The sequence below is a fragment of the Haliea alexandrii genome (assembly GCF_003719295.1).
Classification (GTDB): Bacteria; Pseudomonadota; Gammaproteobacteria; order Pseudomonadales; family Halieaceae; genus Haliea; species Haliea alexandrii.
On record NZ_RFLW01000001.1, the window covers coordinates 93,061 to 110,346 of the forward strand.

Sequence of the window (17,286 nt, forward strand, 5' to 3'; positions counted from 1 at the left end):
AATTGCCCACTGCGCCCCACTTTGCCGCGGTACACCTGTGCGGCCCCGTCTGCTACCCTGCTTGGCGCTCCCGTGAATTGAGTCCGACCTTGAGTGCGGGCTGAGGAACCCTGCATGAACGAGGCGCAAACCGCCGTAATACCCCGCTCTACAGTCCTGCTTCCGGTGTTTATTCCGGCGCTCGTGGTGATTGTGCTGCTTGTTGTCGGCACTATCAGCAGCCCGGATCTCGCGGGACAATTGTTCAGTTCGTCCCTGGCCTGGATTACCACCACCTTCGGCTGGTTTTACATGTTGTCGGTGGCATTCTTCCTGATGTTCATTGTTGTGGTGGCCTTCAGTAGCTGGGGCAATATCAAGCTGGGGCCAGACCACGCCGACCCGCAGTACAGCTTCCCCGCCTGGTTCGCCATGCTCTTTTCCGCGGGCTACGGCATTGCGCTGCTGTTTTTCGGCGTCGCCGAGCCCGTGCTGCATTACTCATCCCCACCCGCGGGCGCCGCAGAAACGGTGAACGCGGCGCGCCAGGCCATGCAGATTGCCTTTTTCCACTGGGGCTTTCACATCTGGGCCATTTACGGGCTGGTGGGCCTGGTGCTAGCCTATTTTGCCTTCCGTCACGGCCTGCCCCTGTCCATCCGCTCGGCGCTCTACCCGCTGATCGGCGACCGTATCCACGGGCCGATCGGCCACGCGGTGGATGTGTTCGCGATCCTCGGCACCATGTTCGGCATTGCCACCACGCTGGGGCTGTCGGTCGCGCAGATCAACGCCGGCATCAACTACCTGTGGCCGCAGATTCCCGTCAACGTCACCGTGCAGATCATCGCCATCGTGGTCATCACCGGGCTGGCGATCTTTTCCGTGGTGGCCGGCATGGACAAGGGCGTCAAGCGGCTATCCATCCTCAACATGGCACTGGCAGTGGCGCTGATGTTGTTCGTGTTCAGTGTGGGCCCCACGGTGCACATTCTGGAGAGCTTCCTGCAAAACACCGGCAGCTACCTGAACCACATCGTCGAGCGCACTTTCAACCTGCAGGCCTATTCGCGCAGTGACTGGATTGGCAACTGGACCCTGTTCATCTTCGGCTGGACTATTGCCTGGGCGCCCTTCGTCGGCCTGTTCATTGCCAAAATCAGCCGCGGTCGCACCATCCGGCAATTTGTCGTGGGCGTGATGTTCGTACCCACGATATTCACCTTCATGTGGTTTTCCATCTTCGGCGACACCGCCCTGCACCTGATCATGAACGAGGGCTATCACACCTTGATCGGCGAAGTGCAGGCAGACCATGCCGTGGCGCTGTTCAAGCTGTTCGAACGGCTGCCCTTTTCTGCAGTGGTCTCGTTCCTGACGGTGATTCTTATCGTCACCTTCTTTGTCACCTCCTCAGACTCCGGTTCACTGGTGATTGATTCCCTCGCCTCAGGGGGCGCTCCTGTGACGCCGGTTTGGCAGCGCGTGTTCTGGGCCAGCAGCGAAGGCGCTGTCGCGGCGGCGCTCCTGCTCGCCGGCGGCCTCGGCGCACTGCAAACCATGACCATCGCCAGTGCCCTGCCGTTTTCCCTGATCATGATTGCCGCGGCGCTGGGCATGTGGCGTGCGCTGGTCATTGAGGGCCACCACCACACCAGCCTGAACACCGGCGTGCAAACCCGCCTGTCCGGCACCACAGGCCGCGGCCTGTGGCGGCGACGTTTGGCGGGGCTGGTTACATTCCCCGGCAGGGAAGACGTTGAGCAGTTCGTTACCACGACTGTGCGCAAGGCCATGTGGCGTGTACAGCGCGAACTCGACAAGCAGGGCTGGCACGCAACGCTGCATGAAGAGGAAGCGCCCGCCCGGCTGTGGCTGGAGGTGACCAAAGAGGAGGCCGTGGACTTCATCTACGAGATTCGCCTGCTGGAGCACAGCCTGCCCCACTACGCGTTCCCGGAGATGACACATCACGGCGCGGACGTTGCGCATTACTACCGCGCCGAAGTGTTCCTGCGCCGGGGCGGACAGTCCTATGACATCTACGGCTTCGACCAGCACGACATCATCACGGACATCCTCGACCAGCTGGAGAAACACCTGCATTTCCTGCATATCTCCCCAGCCAGCCTGCCCTGGAACATGGCCGAGCACGATGACATGTTACGGCCGACGCTGGAGAGCTAGCCCTCCCCCGCAGGCTCCTGCATGGTGCCGTGTGCTGCCTCCTGCAGGCGCTGCTGGATCTCCGCGCTGGGGTACCCATCAGCCACGGCGCCCACGCTGCGCTGGAAGCGACTGAGGGCGGCGCGTGTTCCCGAGCCGAACAGGCCGTCCTCGGCGCCGGCGTCGAAACCCAGTGCATTCAGCCCCTGCTGCAGAGCCAGCACATCCGCGCGCGCCAGCGGCTGCTGCCCCCCCGGCGGCGCCTGCTGCAGAGGCCCGGCGCCGGCGATACGGTCTGCCAAATGCCCCACCGACAGGGCGTAGGACTCGGAGCGGTTCCAGCGCATGATCACGTCGAAATTGTCATACACGAGAAACGCCGGTCCCGACGCGCCGGCGGGTACCAGCAGCGACGCCTGCAGCTCCGCGGTGGGCAGGGCTGCGCCGTCACTGCGCATCACCCCCAGACGCGCCCACTCGGCGAGCGGCAAGGCCTCGCCGGACAGTGCCAGCTCGTAGCGAAACCCCGCTGGCAGACGCACTTCACGGCCCCAGCGCAGCGCTGGAACCCAGCCCAGATCGCGCAGGAAGCGCGCGCCGGACGCCAGGGCGTCGCGCTCGCTGCGCCACAGGTTGATTTGGCCATCGCCGTCTCCGTCAACCGCATAGCGCAGATAGTTGGAGGGCATGAACTGGGTGTGTCCCACAGCGCCAGCCCATGAGCCTTGCATGTCGACAGGGCTCAAGCCCTCCCGCTCCAGCAACTGCAGTGCGGCGATGAATTCAGTGCCAAAGAAATCGGCGCGGCGGGTGTCGCAGGCCAGGGTCGCCAGTGAGTCGAGCGTGGGCATGCGGCCGAGATAGGAACCGAAATTGGTCTCCAAACCCCAGAAGGCGACGAGGTAATGACCGGGTACGCCGTATTCCCGCTGTAGCTGTGCAAGGAACTCGCGGTGTTGCGCGTACAGCGCCCGCCCCTGCTCGATGCGGCTCTCGGACACCCGCGCATTGAAATACTGGGCGAAGGTCTGGACGAATTCCGGCTGCTTGCCGTCCAGCTCCAGCACACGCGCCTGCTGCTGCAGCGTAGGCACCACATCATCCACAATCTGCGCTGCCACTCCAGCTGCTCGCGCCTGTCCCTGCAGGGCCTCCAGGCAAGCCGCAAAACCTTCTTCCGCCCGGACCGAAACACAGCCCAGCAGGCAAACTACAACAACAACCGCGCGCAACAACATGACACCACACATCCGGAACGATTACCGACGATACTTACACCCGCAGGTACAGGAAGCAAGATCCATCTGGCCTTGGGAGACTTCGAGAATCCGTACACAAGTCGCTATACTGTGCTCCGAACTGTCACTGAGAGAGACTCATGCGAGCCCTAGCCAGAACACTACTCCCCTGCGCCCTGCTGCTGTTTGCCGGCGCTGCCTCCGCTCAATCTCAGGAAGTCCGCCATTCCACTTACCATGACTACCGCATAGTGCCGGTGGTGGACGGCTTGGTTCGCCCGTGGTCCATGGCGTTCCTGCCCGGCGGCGATATGCTGGTGACAGAACAGCCGGGGCGCCTGCGCGTTGTGCGCGAGGGCCGCTTGCTGGAGCAGCCTGTGAGCGGCGTGCCGGAGGTCTTCTACGAGGGCCAGGGGGGCCTGCTGGATGTCGTTCTGCACCCGGACTTTGCCAGCAATCGTCTGCTCTATCTGTCCTACTCGAAGCCGCTGGAGGATGAAGAGTCCACCACGGCGGTCATTCGCGGCCGCTATAGCAATGGCGCACTGAGCGATGTGGAAGAGGTTTTCGTGGCGCAGTCCCGCGGCCGCGGGCACTACGGTTCCCGCCTGGCGTTTGACGAGCAGGGCTATCTGTTCATCAGCGTGGGCGACCGCCAGGTACCGCCCACAGGCGACCTGGCCGCGCATCCCGCACAGCAGCTCTCGGATCATCACGGCGTGATCGTCCGTTTGCACGACGACGGTCGCATACCTGCCGACAACCCGTTCGTGCAGGACGCCAAGGCACTGCCGGAGATCTGGAGTTACGGCCACCGCAACCCGCAGGGCATGGCCCTGGATCGCGCGAGCGGCACCCTGTGGATCACCGAGCACGGCCCCCAGGGGGGCGATGAGCTGAACCGCATTACACCCGGCGCAAACTACGGTTGGCCTGTGATCGGCTACGGTGTCAACTACGGCGTCGGCACCACCATTCACGCCACCACACACGCAGACGGCATGGAACAGCCGCTGAAGATCTGGGTGCCCTCGATTGCCACCTCCGGCCTGGCACTGTACCGGGGCAGCGCCTTCCCCAACTGGGACGGGTACCTGTTTGCCGGCGGCCTGTCCGGACAGCAACTGACATTGCTGGGCATGGAGGACGGCAAGGTTGTACACGAGGAGACCCTCGCGCGCGACATCGGGCGCCTGCGCGACGTGCGCACCGGACCGGACGGATATCTCTACCTCGCGCTGGACGATAGAGGTGCGAAACCCTCGGCCATTGTGCGCCTGGAGCCGGTGCCCATTGCGCAGCGCTTCGAGTGACTCGCATTCGCAACCGCTGTGCGCGCGGCCACGGCGTATTTCCGCTATGCTGAAAGCCCGCTCATACGAGAGAAGACCATGACCCTGCCCAGAGAACAGATAGAGGAAATCGAATTGCTGCTGAAGTTCGACCTGAGCAGCGCGCAAGTGGGCCTCAAGGTGCACAGCAATGCGAATCCGGAGATGATTGCGGCGGCGCAGCGCCTGTACGGCAAGGGCCTGATCGACCAGGAAGATGGCGGCTTCCTCACGCCACTGGGGCACGAAGCCGCCGAACACCTGCAATTCGTCGCGCAGATTCTGGGGGCCCCCACCACTGCATAAGCGCCGCGCAGCGGCCCCACTGCCTGTGGCAACCCCGACGTCTAGGGGCGGCTGCGCGCCAGCACCTCAGTAGCCATGCCCTCAAGGACCCTGAATGTCGCCAGTGGGTCCTTGCGCTTCAATTCCAGCAGGCCCATTTCTGGCCCATTGCCCACCTCGATTTCTTCCGTGCCGTTGCAGAAGCCCTGCAGTATCACCCGGGCACATTCGACGACATCCATGCCATTGTCGACATCGTCTTCAACATCGCCCGCCTCGGCGCCACTGCCTGTCAGCGCCTGTCGGGCAATATCGGTGCGAATGTAACCCGGCACTATGGTCGTCACCTTGACACCCAGGTGCGCCACTTCGGTGCGCAAGGCGTCAAAGAAACCCATTACTGCATGCTTGACCGCACAATAGCCGGTGCGCAAAGGCGCCCCCACCTTGCCGGCCACGCTGGCCGTGACTGCGATACGCCCCTGGCCGCGCGCAACCATGTGCGGCAGCACCTGTTTGGTCAGGGCAATCTGCCCCAGCACGTCCACCTCGAACAGGCGGCGATAGACGTCAAGGTCTGTGTCCAGGCAAATCGAGCGCTGGGAAATACCCGCGTTGTTGATCAGCAGATCAATCTGGCCGAAGTGCGCCAGCACGCCATCGACCGCGGCCGGCATGGCCTCGGCGGCGGCCACATCCAGCGGCTGCACGAGCACATCGTTGGGGAAAGCTCCCGCCTCAATGCACTGTTGACGCACTGACTCCAGCCTGTCACGGCGGCGCGCCGACAACACCAGCCGCGCACCTGCGGCAGCAAACTCGACAGCCAGCGCCGCCCCAATGCCACTGGAGGCGCCGGTAATCCACACGACCTGTTCAGCAAACACCTCGGCAGGGGCAGGCGTTGAAGGAGCATCTGTCATGAGCATTCCTCGATTGGAGAACAGCCCGCATTATCTCCGTGAACACCCGCGCAGGGCAAAACTTTCGGCCGGCCCTGCCTGGAGCGGCCCTGCCTGAAGCGGCCCTGCCTGAAAATGCCTGTGCTAGTCTTGCCCTTCAGGATGGGCGCCGAACACGGGGCCCCACGAGCACTGCGGAGATACCGGCATGGGGCAAACACTGCTACGTTTTGGCGTTGTTCTCGGTCTCGGCCTGGGTATGGCCGCCGCGGGCAGCCACACCGGCACGAGCTGGCAGGGAATACCGGTGTTCGCCCTGTGTGCATTGCTGGCGTTCACAATCCAGTGGCTGGCCTTCCTCCCTGCCTGGCGACTGCAAACCGAAGCCTTCTACGACCTGACCGGCGCCCTCACCTACCTGTCAGTCACCTGGCTGGCCGTGGCCCTGACACCCGACCAGAACGCGCTGGGCCTGTTGCTGGCAGGCTGCATCAGCCTGTGGGCACTGCGCCTGGGCAGCTTCCTGTTTCTGCGCATTCGCGCCGATGGCAAAGACTCCCGCTTCGACCGGATCAAGCCCTATGCCGGCCGTTTCCTGTTCACCTGGACCCTGCAGGGGCTCTGGGTGGTGATTACGGCCGGCTGCGCACTGGCGGCCATCACCAGCGGGCGTGCAGCCGAACCCGGAGGCCTGGCGATCACCGGGTTCGCCCTATGGCTGTTCGGCTTTGTGGTGGAGGTGGTCGCCGACCAGCAGAAGCGGCGTTTTCGACACACAAACGGCGAGGAGCGCTTCATCAGTACAGGGCTCTGGGCCTACTCCCGCCACCCCAATTACTTCGGTGAGATCCTCCTCTGGCTGGGCATTGCACTGATGGCCCTGCCGACACTTGCAGGCTGGCAGTGGGCCACGCTGATCTCACCGCTGTTCGTGTTTCTGCTGTTGACCCGGGTCAGCGGCATACCGCTGCTGGAGCGCAAGGCGGAACAACGCTGGGGGCAAAACCCGGACTGGCAGGCCTACAAGGCGCGGACACCGGCGCTGGTACCACGCCTGCGCGCCCGCAACACCGTGCCGCGTGCCTGAAGTGCCGCGTGCCTGAGCCGCTGCGCTGGGCTATAGTGCCCACCCGCCTCACGAGCAGTTCCGTACCATGGCCCTGAAATCGACCATTTTCAAAATGGACCTCAACGTCGCCGACCTCGACCGTCACGTCTATGGCGATTTTCCACTCACACTGGCGCGCCACCCCTCGGAGACTGAGGAGCGCATGATGCTGCGCGTTCTGGCGTTTGCCCTGCATGCCAACGAGCAGTTGAGCTTTGGCCGCGGTATCAGCACCGACGACGAGCCCGACCTGTGGCAGAAAGACCTCACGGGTAGCATCGAGCTGTGGATCGAGCTCGGCACGCCCGACCCTGACCGGTTGCGCAAGGCCTGTTCGCGCGGGCAGAAAGTGATTCTATACACTTACGGCGACCGCGCGGTACCGGTGTGGTGGCAGAAGCACGGCGCCGCCCTGGAACGGTTCAAACATCTCAGCGTCTGGCAGGTTGACGACAGCAGCCTGCGCAGCCTGGCAGACATGGCCCGCCCGGGGCTGCAGTTGCAGTGCACCATCAGTGACGGCGAAATCATGGTGAGCAGCGAAGGGGAGACCCTGAGTATGACGCCGAGCTCGCTGAAGGCCTGAAACCCAGTGCCGTGCCGCCGTGCGCTCGCGCCAACGGCTGCGGTATAGTGCCACCTGACCCGACACACGCCACGCCTATGAAACGCTTCTCCATGCTCTCCCCCCGTAATCTGGTGCGCATCGCCGTGGTGTTGCTGGGCCTCAGCCTGTTCCAGCTCGCGACCGACGGCGAAATCAACTGGCACAGACAGGCACTGGACACATTCTCCGGCACTCGTGGAGAAGACACTGGCTGGGGCAAGGCGGTGGACTCGCTGGAAACCGCAGGCGCCGCGCGCGAGGGGCAAGCGCCCACACAGTTCGACCTCACCGGCCGCGTGGTCAGGATCGCCGATGGCGATACCCTGTCGCTGCTGGATGCAGGCAACACGCAGCACAAGGTGCGTTTTTACGGCATTGACGCACCCGAGAGGGACCAGCCCCACGGCGATCGCGCCCGGGAGGCGCTGGTCGCGCTGGTGTCGGGAAAAAGCCTCGGCGTGGTGGTCATTGAAGAGGACGACTACGGCCGCAAGGTCGGCACGGTATATGCCGAAGGGCGCAACGTGAACCTGGCAATGGTGCAGCAGGGCCACGCCTGGTGGTATCAGTATTTCGCGCGCCAGGAGCACGCCCTGGAGGCCGCCGAACGCGACGCGCGCTCGGCGCGACGAGGTCTATGGGCGGCCGATGATCCGATGCCACCCTGGGACTGGCGACGCCAACAGCGCCTGAACAGCAGCCGCTAGCAAGCGGGTGCAGCTCGCCCGCCGGCCATCACTCCACTTGGCATACAGGGCAGAAGTAAAGGCGCCGGCTATTGAACTCCCTGCGAACAATGCGGCTGCCGCAGCGGTAGCAGGGTGACTCCGCACGCCCAAACACGGCAAACCGGCGCTGCTCCCACTCCAGCGCACGGCGCTGCAGCGATCGCGCCAGCGGTGCCGCCAGGGTCACGCCTCCCGTGTGGTAGCTGCGCCGACTGATAGCCAGCGTCGCGCGCGCCAGTCGGCCACGCTCACCGGGGCTCAGGCTCGCCGCCCGCCGCAGCGGATGGAGGGAAGCTGCATGCAGGATTTCGCTGCGCAAATAATTGCCGATGCCGGCAAGGAAACCCTGGTCCAGATACAGGCTGGCGAGTTTGCGGCCGGTGAATTGCGGGCTCTGCAGGCGCTGCGCTATCGTCCGCCAGGCAAGGTCCGCGGCCATGATGTCGGGGCCCAGACGGGCCAGAAAAGGATGCAGCCCGAGCTCCTCTACTGGCCATACGCTGATATCCGAGGCGCTGTAAAGAATGGCGGAGTCAGTTGCGGTTTGCAGCAACAGGCGCAGGGAACGCCTGCTCTCGGGCAACGCGTGCCCTGACACCACGCGCCAGACCCCGTAGAGCTGATTGTGTGAATACACGGTGAGACCGTGCTCGAAGTGCACCAACATGGCCTTGCCCCGGGTTTCCACTGCCTGCACCCTGTGACCCTGCAACTGTGCCGCCACTTTTTGCAGGCGCGGCAAACCGACCCGCACGGTTTCCACCCTGCGCCCCTCCAGTACAGCAGCAATCCTGTCCGCCGCACGTCGGATCTCAGGGCCTTCTGGCATCGTTTACCTCTATCCCTACAGGGTGTTTTCACACCGCCCACAATGTCATGGCTTACGCGGCAGGCGCCAGAGCGGATGAGATCGCGACCAACGCTTTGCCCGAGGGTGGCTTTGTGGCACCATCCAACGTCACGCTGGCGCACCGTACAGCAGGGAACACGACCGAGGCGACACCGGACATCGCATGCGCGACTACTTTCTCAGACGCCTGTTGCTCGTTCCCCCCACACTCATTGGCGTGACCATTATCGTCTTCGCCATTACCCGCCTGGTGCCGGGCGGCCCGCTCGAACGCGCCATCATGGAAACCCAGCAGATGAACCTGTCCGGCGGCGGCTCGCAAATGGCGGGGCAGGGTATGGCCATTTCCGAGGCACAACTGGATCGCCTGCGTGAGTACTACGGCTTCGACAAGCCCGTACTGCAGAGCTACGCCGCCTGGCTGGGCAAGGTGCTGCGCGGGGATCTGGGCAGTTCCTATCGCTACAACGAGCCGGTCTGGGACGTGATCAGTGAACGCTTTCCCGTGTCGCTCTACTACGGGCTGGTGACCCTGGTGATCACCTACGCCGTGTGCATACCCCTGGGCATTCTCAAAGCCATACGCCATCGCACCTTTGTCGACAATATCAGCTCGGTGCTGATCTTCATCGGCTATGCCATTCCCGGCTACGCCCTGGGCTCACTCCTCATACTGCTGTTTTCGGTACGCCTCGATTGGTTTCCCATGGGTGGGTTCGTCAGTTACGACTTTCGGGACCTGTCCCCGGGGGCACAGGCGCTGGACCTGCTGAGCCACTCGATACTGCCCCTCATCTGCTACCTCGTGGGCAGTTTTGCGCTGGTCACGCTGCTACTCAAAAACCACCTGATGGACAACCTGGCGGCGGACTATATACGCACCGCAATCGCCAAGGGGGTCTCGTTCCGGCAATCGGTCACCCGTCACGCCGTGCGCAACTCGCTGATCCCCATCGCCACCACCTTCGGCCAGAACATCACCCTGCTGGTCTCCGGCTCATTCCTCATTGAAACCATTTTCGATATCGACGGCTTTGGCTTGCTGGGCCTGACCGCCATCCTCGATCGCGACTACCCGGTGGTCATGGGCGTGGTACTGCTGGCCAGCCTGTTGCTGCTGATCGGCAACATTCTCTCGGACATTCTGGTCGCGCTGGTCGATCCGCGGATACGGTTCCAGTAGACCGTGCTGAACCTCACCCCACAAACGCGCAAGAAGCTCCGGCGCTTTCGGCAGATCAAGCGCGGCTACTACAGTTTCCTGATCCTGGCGGGCCTCTCGGCACTGCTCGCCTGCGGCGAACTGCTGATCAACAGCCGGGCCCTGGTGGTCAGCTACCAGGGCGAGCTGTATTTCCCCACTTACGGTGACTTCCATCCGGGTACCGACTTCGGCCTCGACTACCAGTACGAAACCAACTACCGTGAATTGCAGACGCGCTTTGCCGCGGCCGATGAGGGCGACTGGCTGCTGCTGCCTCTGGTGCCCTACAACCCCTACGAGAACAATGCCGCCGGCGGCGTGTTCCGACCCCTGCCACCCAGCGCTGAAGCGCAGCATTACCTCGGCACCGACACCACCAGCCGCGACATCCTGGCGCGGCTGTTCTACGGCACCCGCATCGCGCTGCTGTTTGCCCTCGGCTTTACGCTGTCCGTCTACCTGATTGGCATCGCCATAGGGTGCGCCATGGGCTATTTCGGTGGCATTTTCGACCTCGCACTGCAGCGGGTGATTGAAATCTGGTCCAACGTGCCCTTCCTGTACATGGTCATTATCATTTTCTCGGTCATTCCCTCGACGGTGGCGGTGCCAACCCGCATCAGCATTCTGCTGCTGGTGATGGTGCTGTTCTCCTGGACGGGCATGACGTACTACATGCGCACTGAAACCTACAAGGAAAAGGCCAGGGACTACGTGGCGGCCGCGCGCATTATCGGGGCCTCCAACACGCGTATCATCTTCCGCCACATCATGCCCAACGTGCTGTCGACACTCATCACCTTCATGCCTTTTACAGTGGTAGCGGCCATTTCCGCTATCACAGCGCTGGATTTCCTGGGTTTCGGGCTGCCCGTGCCCACGCCCAGCCTGGGCGAGTTGCTCAAACAGGGCACCGCCAACCTGCGCACCGCACCGTGGATCGTGATCTCAGCCTTTGGCACGCTGGTGGCACTGCTGACGCTGGTGACCTTTATCGGCGAAGCCATCCGCGAATCATTCGACCCAAAGACCTTCTCCGTTTACCGCTAGGGCCAACGCACATGAGGAACCTGCCATGAGAAAAATCCTGTACTGCCTGCTGCTGGGCCTGTGCGTTGCGGGCTGCAGCGAATCGCCCGAGGAACAACCGGATAACGCTGACAGCACTGGCGCTGCCGATGTCACGGCAGAGGTCGAGGCCTTCTACGCCGCCAACCCGGATTTCTTCAGCTTCAAGAGCCCGGCTGACTTACCCACTGGCCTGGTGTGGGAAAACAACGACCATCTGCCCGAGATCGGCTCACCCGAGGCGGTGAAGGGCGGCACGCAGAACGCCGCGCTACAGGACTTCCCACGCACATTGCGTACGGTAGGACCGGATTCCAACGGCGGCTTCCGGACTTTCCTGCTCGACGACACCACCATGACCATGGCCCATGTGCACCCGGACACGCGAGACCTCTACCCCGGCCTGGCCGAATCCTGGGCAATCGATGAGGAATCGCGCACGGTATACGTCAAGCTGGACCCGGCAGCCCGCTTCTCCGATGGCGAGGCCATTACCGCGGACGACTTCCTGTTCATGTTCTGGTTCTACCGCTCGCCCTACATCATGGCGCCCTGGTACAACAACTTCTACAGCACCACCTACAGCAACATCACCCGCTACGATGACCACACCCTGTCCATTACTACCCGCGAGCTGAAGCCTGACCTGGACGAGCGCGTGTTGCTGCTGCGGCCCATCCCCCAGCACTTCTACACGGATATGGGTGAGGACTTCGCCGAGCGCTACCAGTGGCGTTTCGAGCCCACCCCCGGCGCCTACGTGGTGCGCCCGGAGGATGTGCGCAAGGGCCGCTCCATCGCCCTCACACGCAACAAGGACTGGTGGGCGAAGGACAAGAAATACTGGCGCTACCGCTTCAACCCGGACCGCATCCAGTTCACTGTCATCCGCGACGACGCCAAGACCTTCGAAGCATTCAAACGCGGTGACATCGACCAGTTCGGGCTGGGCCTGGCGGAGTACTGGTACGAAAAGCTGCCCGACAGCGACCCTGATGTGCAGGCCGGCTATATCCACAAGGTGATGTACTACAACCAGCGCCCGCGCCCCAATTTCGGCCTGTGGATCAACACGGCGCAGCCCCTGCTGAACAATCAGGACATCCGCCTGGGCATCAATTACGCGACCAACTGGAGCCTGGTGATTGAAAAGTTCTTCCGCGGTGACAACACGCGCATGAACACCTCCCACGAAGGGTTTGGCGAATTTACGCACCCCACCATCACCGCCCGCGCGTTTGATATCGACAAGGCACAGGCGCACTTTGCGGCGGCCGGTTTCAACACACGCGGTGCCGATGGCATTCTGGTCAATGCCGAGGGCCAGCGCCTGGCCTTCACTCTCTCGACCGGCTACGAGAGCCTGCGTGATGTCTTGACCATATTACGTGAAGAGGCCGCCAAAGCCGGCCTGGAGCTGCGTATCGAGGTGCTGGACAGCACTGTTGGCTGGAAGAAGGTGCAGGAAAAACAACACGACATTTTCTTCACCGCCTTCGGCGTCTTCCTTGAGCTGTACCCCCGTTTCTGGGAGCACTACCACTCGGACAACGCGTACGACAAAGCCTTCCTCGAAGACGGCAGCGTCAACCCCGAACGCAAGCTGAAAACCCAGACCAACAACCTGGAGAGCTTCGCAATCGCGGAGATGGACGCGCTGATTGAGCGCTATCGGCGCTCCAGCGACCAAGACGAAATGGTCCGGCTCGCGCATCAGATGACTGAACTGCATCACGCCCACGCCTCCTTCGTCCCCGGCTTCTACCAGGGTTTCTTCCGCATTGGCCACTGGCGCTGGCTGCGCTACCCCGAGGGTTTCTCCCAGAAACACGCCGCGGGCCCGGGCGATGCTTTCGTGCACTGGATCGACACCGACATGAAAACGGAAACAGAAGCCGCCCGCCGCGAGGGCAAGGCCTTCGACCCGGTTATTACCGTGTACGACCAGTGGGCGGAGTGAGCCGTGGCGCTGCTTGAAGTCGATCAGCTGATCACCGAATTCGCCACCGATGAAGGCCTGGTGCGCGCGGTTGACGGTGTCAGTTTCGAAGTTGAGGCAGGCGCCACGCTGGGCATTGTTGGCGAATCGGGCTGCGGCAAGAGCGTGACCGCGCTGTCGATGATGCGCCTCCTGCCGCAGCCCATGGGGCGCATTGCCGGGGGCAGCATCACCTTCCAGGGCACTGACCTCACCCGGCTGGACATTCCCGCGATGGAGAAAGTCCGCGGGCGGCGCATCGGCATGGTGTTTCAGGAACCGATGACCGCACTGAACCCTGTGCACACCATCGGTCGCCAGCTCACCGAGGGCATGTTACTGCACAAGGTCTGCGAGCCCGCCAATGCCCTGCGCGCCGCCGCCGATATGCTGGATCGCGTGGGTATTCCCTCGCCAGACCTGCGCTTGGGCGAATACCCCCACCAGTTGTCCGGTGGCATGCGCCAGCGGGTGGTGATCGCCATGGCGCTGGCCTGCGAGCCGGACCTGCTGATTGCCGACGAACCCACCACCGCACTGGATGTGACCATTCAGGCACAGATCCTGGAATTGATCGCCGACCTGCAGCGCCGCATGGGGATGGCGGTGATCATGATCACCCATGATCTCGGCGTGATTGCGGAAACCTGCGAGCAGGTGGTAGTGATGTACGCGGGCAAGGTCGCGGAACAGGGCAGTGTCTTTGATATTTTCGACCGCCCGGCACACCCCTACACCCGCGGCCTGTTGGCGTCCATTCCAAGGCTGGAAACGCCGGCAAAATCGCGCCTGGGCGTCATTGAGGGCATGGTGCCCGGGCTGCGCGACCTGCCCATCGGCTGCCGCTTCGAAAACCGCTGCGAGCACGCCATCGACCGCTGCCGGGAGCAGGTACCCGCAGCGGAACTGGTAGCCGCGGGGCATACGGTCAGTTGCCTGCGGTGGCAAGCACTGTGAGCGCGCCACTGCTGGAGGTAAACAACCTGCACATGCACTTTCCCGTGCGCGAGGGCCTGTTCCTGCGTGCCCGCGCCTTCAACCGCGCGGTCGACGGCGTATCATTCAGCATCAACCCGGGCGAAACCCTCGGCCTGGTGGGCGAATCGGGCTGCGGCAAGTCGACTCTCGGCCGCTGTATCACGCGCCTCTACAAGCCCACTGGCGGCAGTATCCACTTCGCCGGACAAGACATCACGCAGATGCGCGCGCGCCGCCTGCGCCCGCTGCGCCAGGACATCCAGATGATCTTCCAGGACCCGATGGAGTCGCTGAATGCGCGGCACACCGTGGGCGACATTCTGGAGGAACCGTTCATTGTGCATGGCATCGGCGACCGCCTCTGGCGGCGCAAGCGGGTCGCGGAACTGCTGAACATCGTGGGTCTGCCGGCGCGTTCAGCCACACGCTTTCCCTTCGAGTTTTCCGGGGGCCAGCGACAGCGTATCGGCATAGCGCGCGCCATCGCCCTGAACCCGAAGCTGGTGATCTGCGATGAACCGGTATCGGCGCTGGACGTGTCAATCCAGAGCCAGATCCTCAACCTGCTGGTGGATCTGCAGCGGGAGTTCAACCTCGCCTACCTGTTCATCGCTCACGACCTCGCCGTGGTCAAGCATGTGTCTGACCGGGTGGCAATCATGTACCTGGGGAAAATCGTGGAAACCGCTGCCGGTGAAACGCTCTATCGGGAGGCGGCACACCCTTACACCCAAAGCCTGATTGCGGCGATTCCCGTTCCCGACCCGCACCGACGCGCACAGCGTGAGGTGTTGCATGGCGACGTGCCCTCACCCATCAACCCACCACAGGGCTGCAGCTTTCACCCGCGCTGCCCGCGCGCCGAGCCCCGCTGCAGCGCCACCGAGCCCGTGCTCGCCCCGCTGGCCGACACACATCTGGCGGCCTGCCATCTGCTCGCACGCGATGGCTGAACACCGCCACCTGATCGGGCAGCGCGCCGATCCCGTATACTGCCCTGCACTCTGGAGACTATGACATGACTGAGAACCACAGGGCTGAGAACGCCAGCAAGCCCACCCCCAAACAACATCCCCGACTACCGTGCCGTGGCTGCTTGCCCGATTGCCGCAACTATGCCCTTTGCGAGGGTGCGCCGTGGCGCATTGCGCCCGATGGCACCCTCAGCGCACCGCTGCACCGCGGGCCGGCATACAGCGGCCAATAGCTAAGCCCTCGGTTTGCGTGGGCCACGACTGGCGGCGGCCGCAGGCACTTTCCTGCCCTTGGGGACCGCCTTTCCGGGCGCCGGTTTTTTCCGTATGGGCTTTGTGGTCGCGCGAGTCACAGCATCCTTTTTGACTTTCGTGCGACCCGGGCTTGCCTGGCCAGGGGGCACGCTCGATTTTGTTTTGGCCGCGGGCTTTTTGCGTGCCGTTGCCTTTTTCCTGCCCCCGCGCAGGGGAGCTTCGGCGGCGGCCTGCAACTCCTGGTAGGCGCGCTGCAAGCACAGCTCATAGAACCCGGGGTCCGGCATCATGGCCCGGCACGCCTGAAACGACACCGCAATCTGGCCATCGTAGCTGGTTACCGCGTGAAACAACCCCATGTTGTCGATGCAGGGGCCCAGCCCATAGCTGCGCACCACGTGTGCACCACGCATATACAAAGGTACCTGCGGGCCCGGCACGTTGGTCACGATCGTATTGAAAATCGGCTTCATGCCCGCCATCAGGCCGGAACCCAGCGCCGCCCGCACACCCAGCGCAGCCAGCTCGGCGGGCAGGCTGTGCGTCATGTCAGTCATGAAACGGGCACCCACTGCCTCGTGGTAGGCCTTGGAGCCCACAGCGTCCCGGTGCACGCTGCGCAGCCGCTCCAGGGGGTCGGCCACATCGGACCCCAGCGGCACCGTCATCATCGACACCTGGTTGCCGCCGGTTTTTGCCTCATCGAGGCTGCGCACATTGACCGGTGCGCCGGCCACCAGGCTCTTCGCGGGCAATTCCCTCTTGTCCATAAGGTACTGACGCAAGGCCCCACCCACAATGCTGAGAATGGCATCGTTGACCGTGGCACCGGGCACGGCCTCGCGGGCCTTGCGAATCACCGCGAGGTCGAAGTCGGCGGCGCCAAACACACGGTGCGGCGATACCGCCGCATTAAAACGGGTGCGCTCCTTGTCGCCCAGCGTGCGGAATTTCTTCGCCTTGACCCCCTCGTGCACACGCCGCCAAGCCGGAATACCCTGCCCCACCATGCGCGCCAGGCGAAACGGCGCTTTCATATTGGCCTTGTAGGCGCGCCACAACATCTCCGCCTGGCTGGGTGGTGAATCCAGCAGCGGCGGCGCTGCGGGGCGCGGCGGCGGAGGCGTGGCGGTGAAATCGTGCAGCGCGGAAATCAGCTCCACACCGGAGGCGCCATCTATGGCGGCGTGGTGTACTTTGAGCAGCATGGCATAGCAGCCCGGCGGCAGGCCCGCCACATTGTCCAGCCCCTCAATGATATAGGCCTCCCACAAGGGGCGCGCCCGATCCAGGGGGCGGGCATGCAGGCGCGCCGCCAAAATAGAAAGCTGTCGCCAGTCGCCCGGCTTGGGCAGGGCAATGTGCCGCACATGAAATTCAAGATCGAAGCGATCGTCGTCCACCCAGTAGGGCTGGTCCAGGTTCAGTGGCACCATGGCCAGCTTGCGCCGAAACACCGGGGAACGGTCCAGCCGTTCCGCAAAGGTCTGGAGGATATCCTTGAAGCGCACCACATCGCGGCCGGTAGTGGCGGGATCATAAATCAGCAACGGCGCGATATGCATTGGTGAGTTGTTCATTTCCGCATACAGAAACGTTGCGTCGAGCCCACTGAGTTGGTGCATGTCGTGCCTA

The 17,286-nt window shown here is 63.3% G+C and carries 15 protein-coding genes; 11 read left to right on the plus strand and 4 right to left on the minus strand.

Translation table 11 applies throughout. The features are described from left to right. Positions 1-114: 114 nt before the first annotated feature. The gene (locus EGJ68_RS00445) at positions 115-2,166 is read left to right on the plus strand and encodes a BCCT family transporter (protein ID WP_123032620.1); all 2,052 of its coding nucleotides are present in this window, start codon (positions 115-117) and stop codon (positions 2,164-2,166) included. Here EGJ68_RS00445 and EGJ68_RS00450 read toward each other — a convergent pair. Beyond that, entirely contained in the window at positions 2,163-3,383 is a 1,221-nt protein-coding gene (locus EGJ68_RS00450) for a lytic murein transglycosylase (RefSeq protein ID WP_123033955.1), read from the minus strand. The two genes, EGJ68_RS00445 and EGJ68_RS00450, sit on opposite strands and share 4 nt — an antisense overlap. A gap of 140 nt (positions 3,384-3,523) precedes the next feature. On the opposite strand from EGJ68_RS00450, the gene EGJ68_RS00455 reads away from it, so the two are divergent. Together EGJ68_RS00455 and EGJ68_RS00460 are read left to right on the plus strand one after the other, a co-directional pair. Next, positions 3,524-4,696: a PQQ-dependent sugar dehydrogenase gene (locus EGJ68_RS00455; protein ID WP_123032621.1), complete on the plus strand. Its 1,173-nt coding sequence runs from the start codon at positions 3,524-3,526 to the stop codon at positions 4,694-4,696. A gap of 78 nt (positions 4,697-4,774) precedes the next feature. Beyond that, a complete protein-coding gene (locus tag EGJ68_RS00460; protein WP_027950356.1) occupies positions 4,775-5,020 on the plus strand; it encodes a TIGR02647 family protein in 246 nt (81 codons plus the stop codon). 41 nt (positions 5,021-5,061) lie between these two features. Here EGJ68_RS00460 and EGJ68_RS00465 read toward each other — a convergent pair whose 3' ends face one another. After that, on the minus strand, positions 5,062-5,922 hold the full coding sequence (locus EGJ68_RS00465; RefSeq protein WP_123033956.1) for an SDR family oxidoreductase: 861 nt from the start codon (positions 5,920-5,922) through the stop codon (positions 5,062-5,064). Between the two features lie 187 nt (positions 5,923-6,109). On the opposite strand from EGJ68_RS00465, the gene EGJ68_RS00470 reads away from it, so the two are divergent. The 3 genes from EGJ68_RS00470 to EGJ68_RS00480 all read left to right on the plus strand — a co-directional run bounded on the left by EGJ68_RS00470 (position 6,110) and on the right by EGJ68_RS00480 (position 8,323). Further along, complete coding sequence (locus EGJ68_RS00470) at positions 6,110-6,988, plus strand: DUF1295 domain-containing protein (protein WP_123032622.1); 879 nt, start codon at positions 6,110-6,112, stop codon at positions 6,986-6,988. 67 nt (positions 6,989-7,055) lie between these two features. Next, positions 7,056-7,595: a YaeQ family protein gene (locus tag EGJ68_RS00475; RefSeq protein WP_123032623.1), complete on the plus strand. Its 540-nt coding sequence runs from the start codon at positions 7,056-7,058 to the stop codon at positions 7,593-7,595. Positions 7,596-7,687: 92 nt separating this feature from the next. Next, complete coding sequence (locus EGJ68_RS00480) at positions 7,688-8,323, plus strand: thermonuclease family protein (RefSeq protein ID WP_123033957.1); 636 nt, start codon at positions 7,688-7,690, stop codon at positions 8,321-8,323. Between the two features lie 28 nt (positions 8,324-8,351). Here the strand turns inward: EGJ68_RS00480 and nei are convergent, their stop codons facing one another. Further along, entirely contained in the window at positions 8,352-9,173 is an 822-nt protein-coding gene (nei, locus tag EGJ68_RS00485) for an endonuclease VIII (RefSeq protein WP_123032624.1), read from the minus strand. Between the two features lie 184 nt (positions 9,174-9,357). Here nei and EGJ68_RS00490 point away from each other — a divergent pair, with 184 nt between their 5' ends. From EGJ68_RS00490 to EGJ68_RS00510, 5 genes are read left to right on the plus strand one after another with little or no spacing between them, the layout of a single operon-like run. Then, positions 9,358-10,377: an ABC transporter permease gene (locus tag EGJ68_RS00490; RefSeq protein ID WP_027950351.1), complete on the plus strand. Its 1,020-nt coding sequence runs from the start codon at positions 9,358-9,360 to the stop codon at positions 10,375-10,377. A 3-nt stretch (positions 10,378-10,380) separates the two neighbouring features. Continuing rightward, complete coding sequence (locus EGJ68_RS00495) at positions 10,381-11,448, plus strand: ABC transporter permease (protein WP_123032625.1); 1,068 nt, start codon at positions 10,381-10,383, stop codon at positions 11,446-11,448. 25 nt (positions 11,449-11,473) lie between these two features. Beyond that, the gene (locus tag EGJ68_RS00500) at positions 11,474-13,426 is read left to right on the plus strand and encodes an extracellular solute-binding protein (RefSeq protein WP_123032626.1); all 1,953 of its coding nucleotides are present in this window, start codon (positions 11,474-11,476) and stop codon (positions 13,424-13,426) included. Positions 13,427-13,429: 3 nt separating this feature from the next. Beyond that, positions 13,430-14,401, plus strand: a complete 972-nt coding sequence (locus EGJ68_RS00505) for an ABC transporter ATP-binding protein (RefSeq protein WP_123032627.1) — start codon at positions 13,430-13,432, stop codon at positions 14,399-14,401. Beyond that, positions 14,398-15,375, plus strand: a complete 978-nt coding sequence (locus tag EGJ68_RS00510; RefSeq protein ID WP_233248622.1) for an ABC transporter ATP-binding protein — start codon at positions 14,398-14,400, stop codon at positions 15,373-15,375. Before EGJ68_RS00505 ends, EGJ68_RS00510 begins: the two co-directional genes overlap by 4 nt. Before the next feature lie 254 nt (positions 15,376-15,629). Here EGJ68_RS00510 and EGJ68_RS00515 read toward each other — a convergent pair whose 3' ends face one another. After that, positions 15,630-17,276, minus strand: a complete 1,647-nt coding sequence (locus tag EGJ68_RS00515; RefSeq protein ID WP_123032628.1) for a WS/DGAT/MGAT family O-acyltransferase — start codon at positions 17,274-17,276, stop codon at positions 15,630-15,632. Between the last annotated feature and the right edge of the window lie 10 nt (positions 17,277-17,286).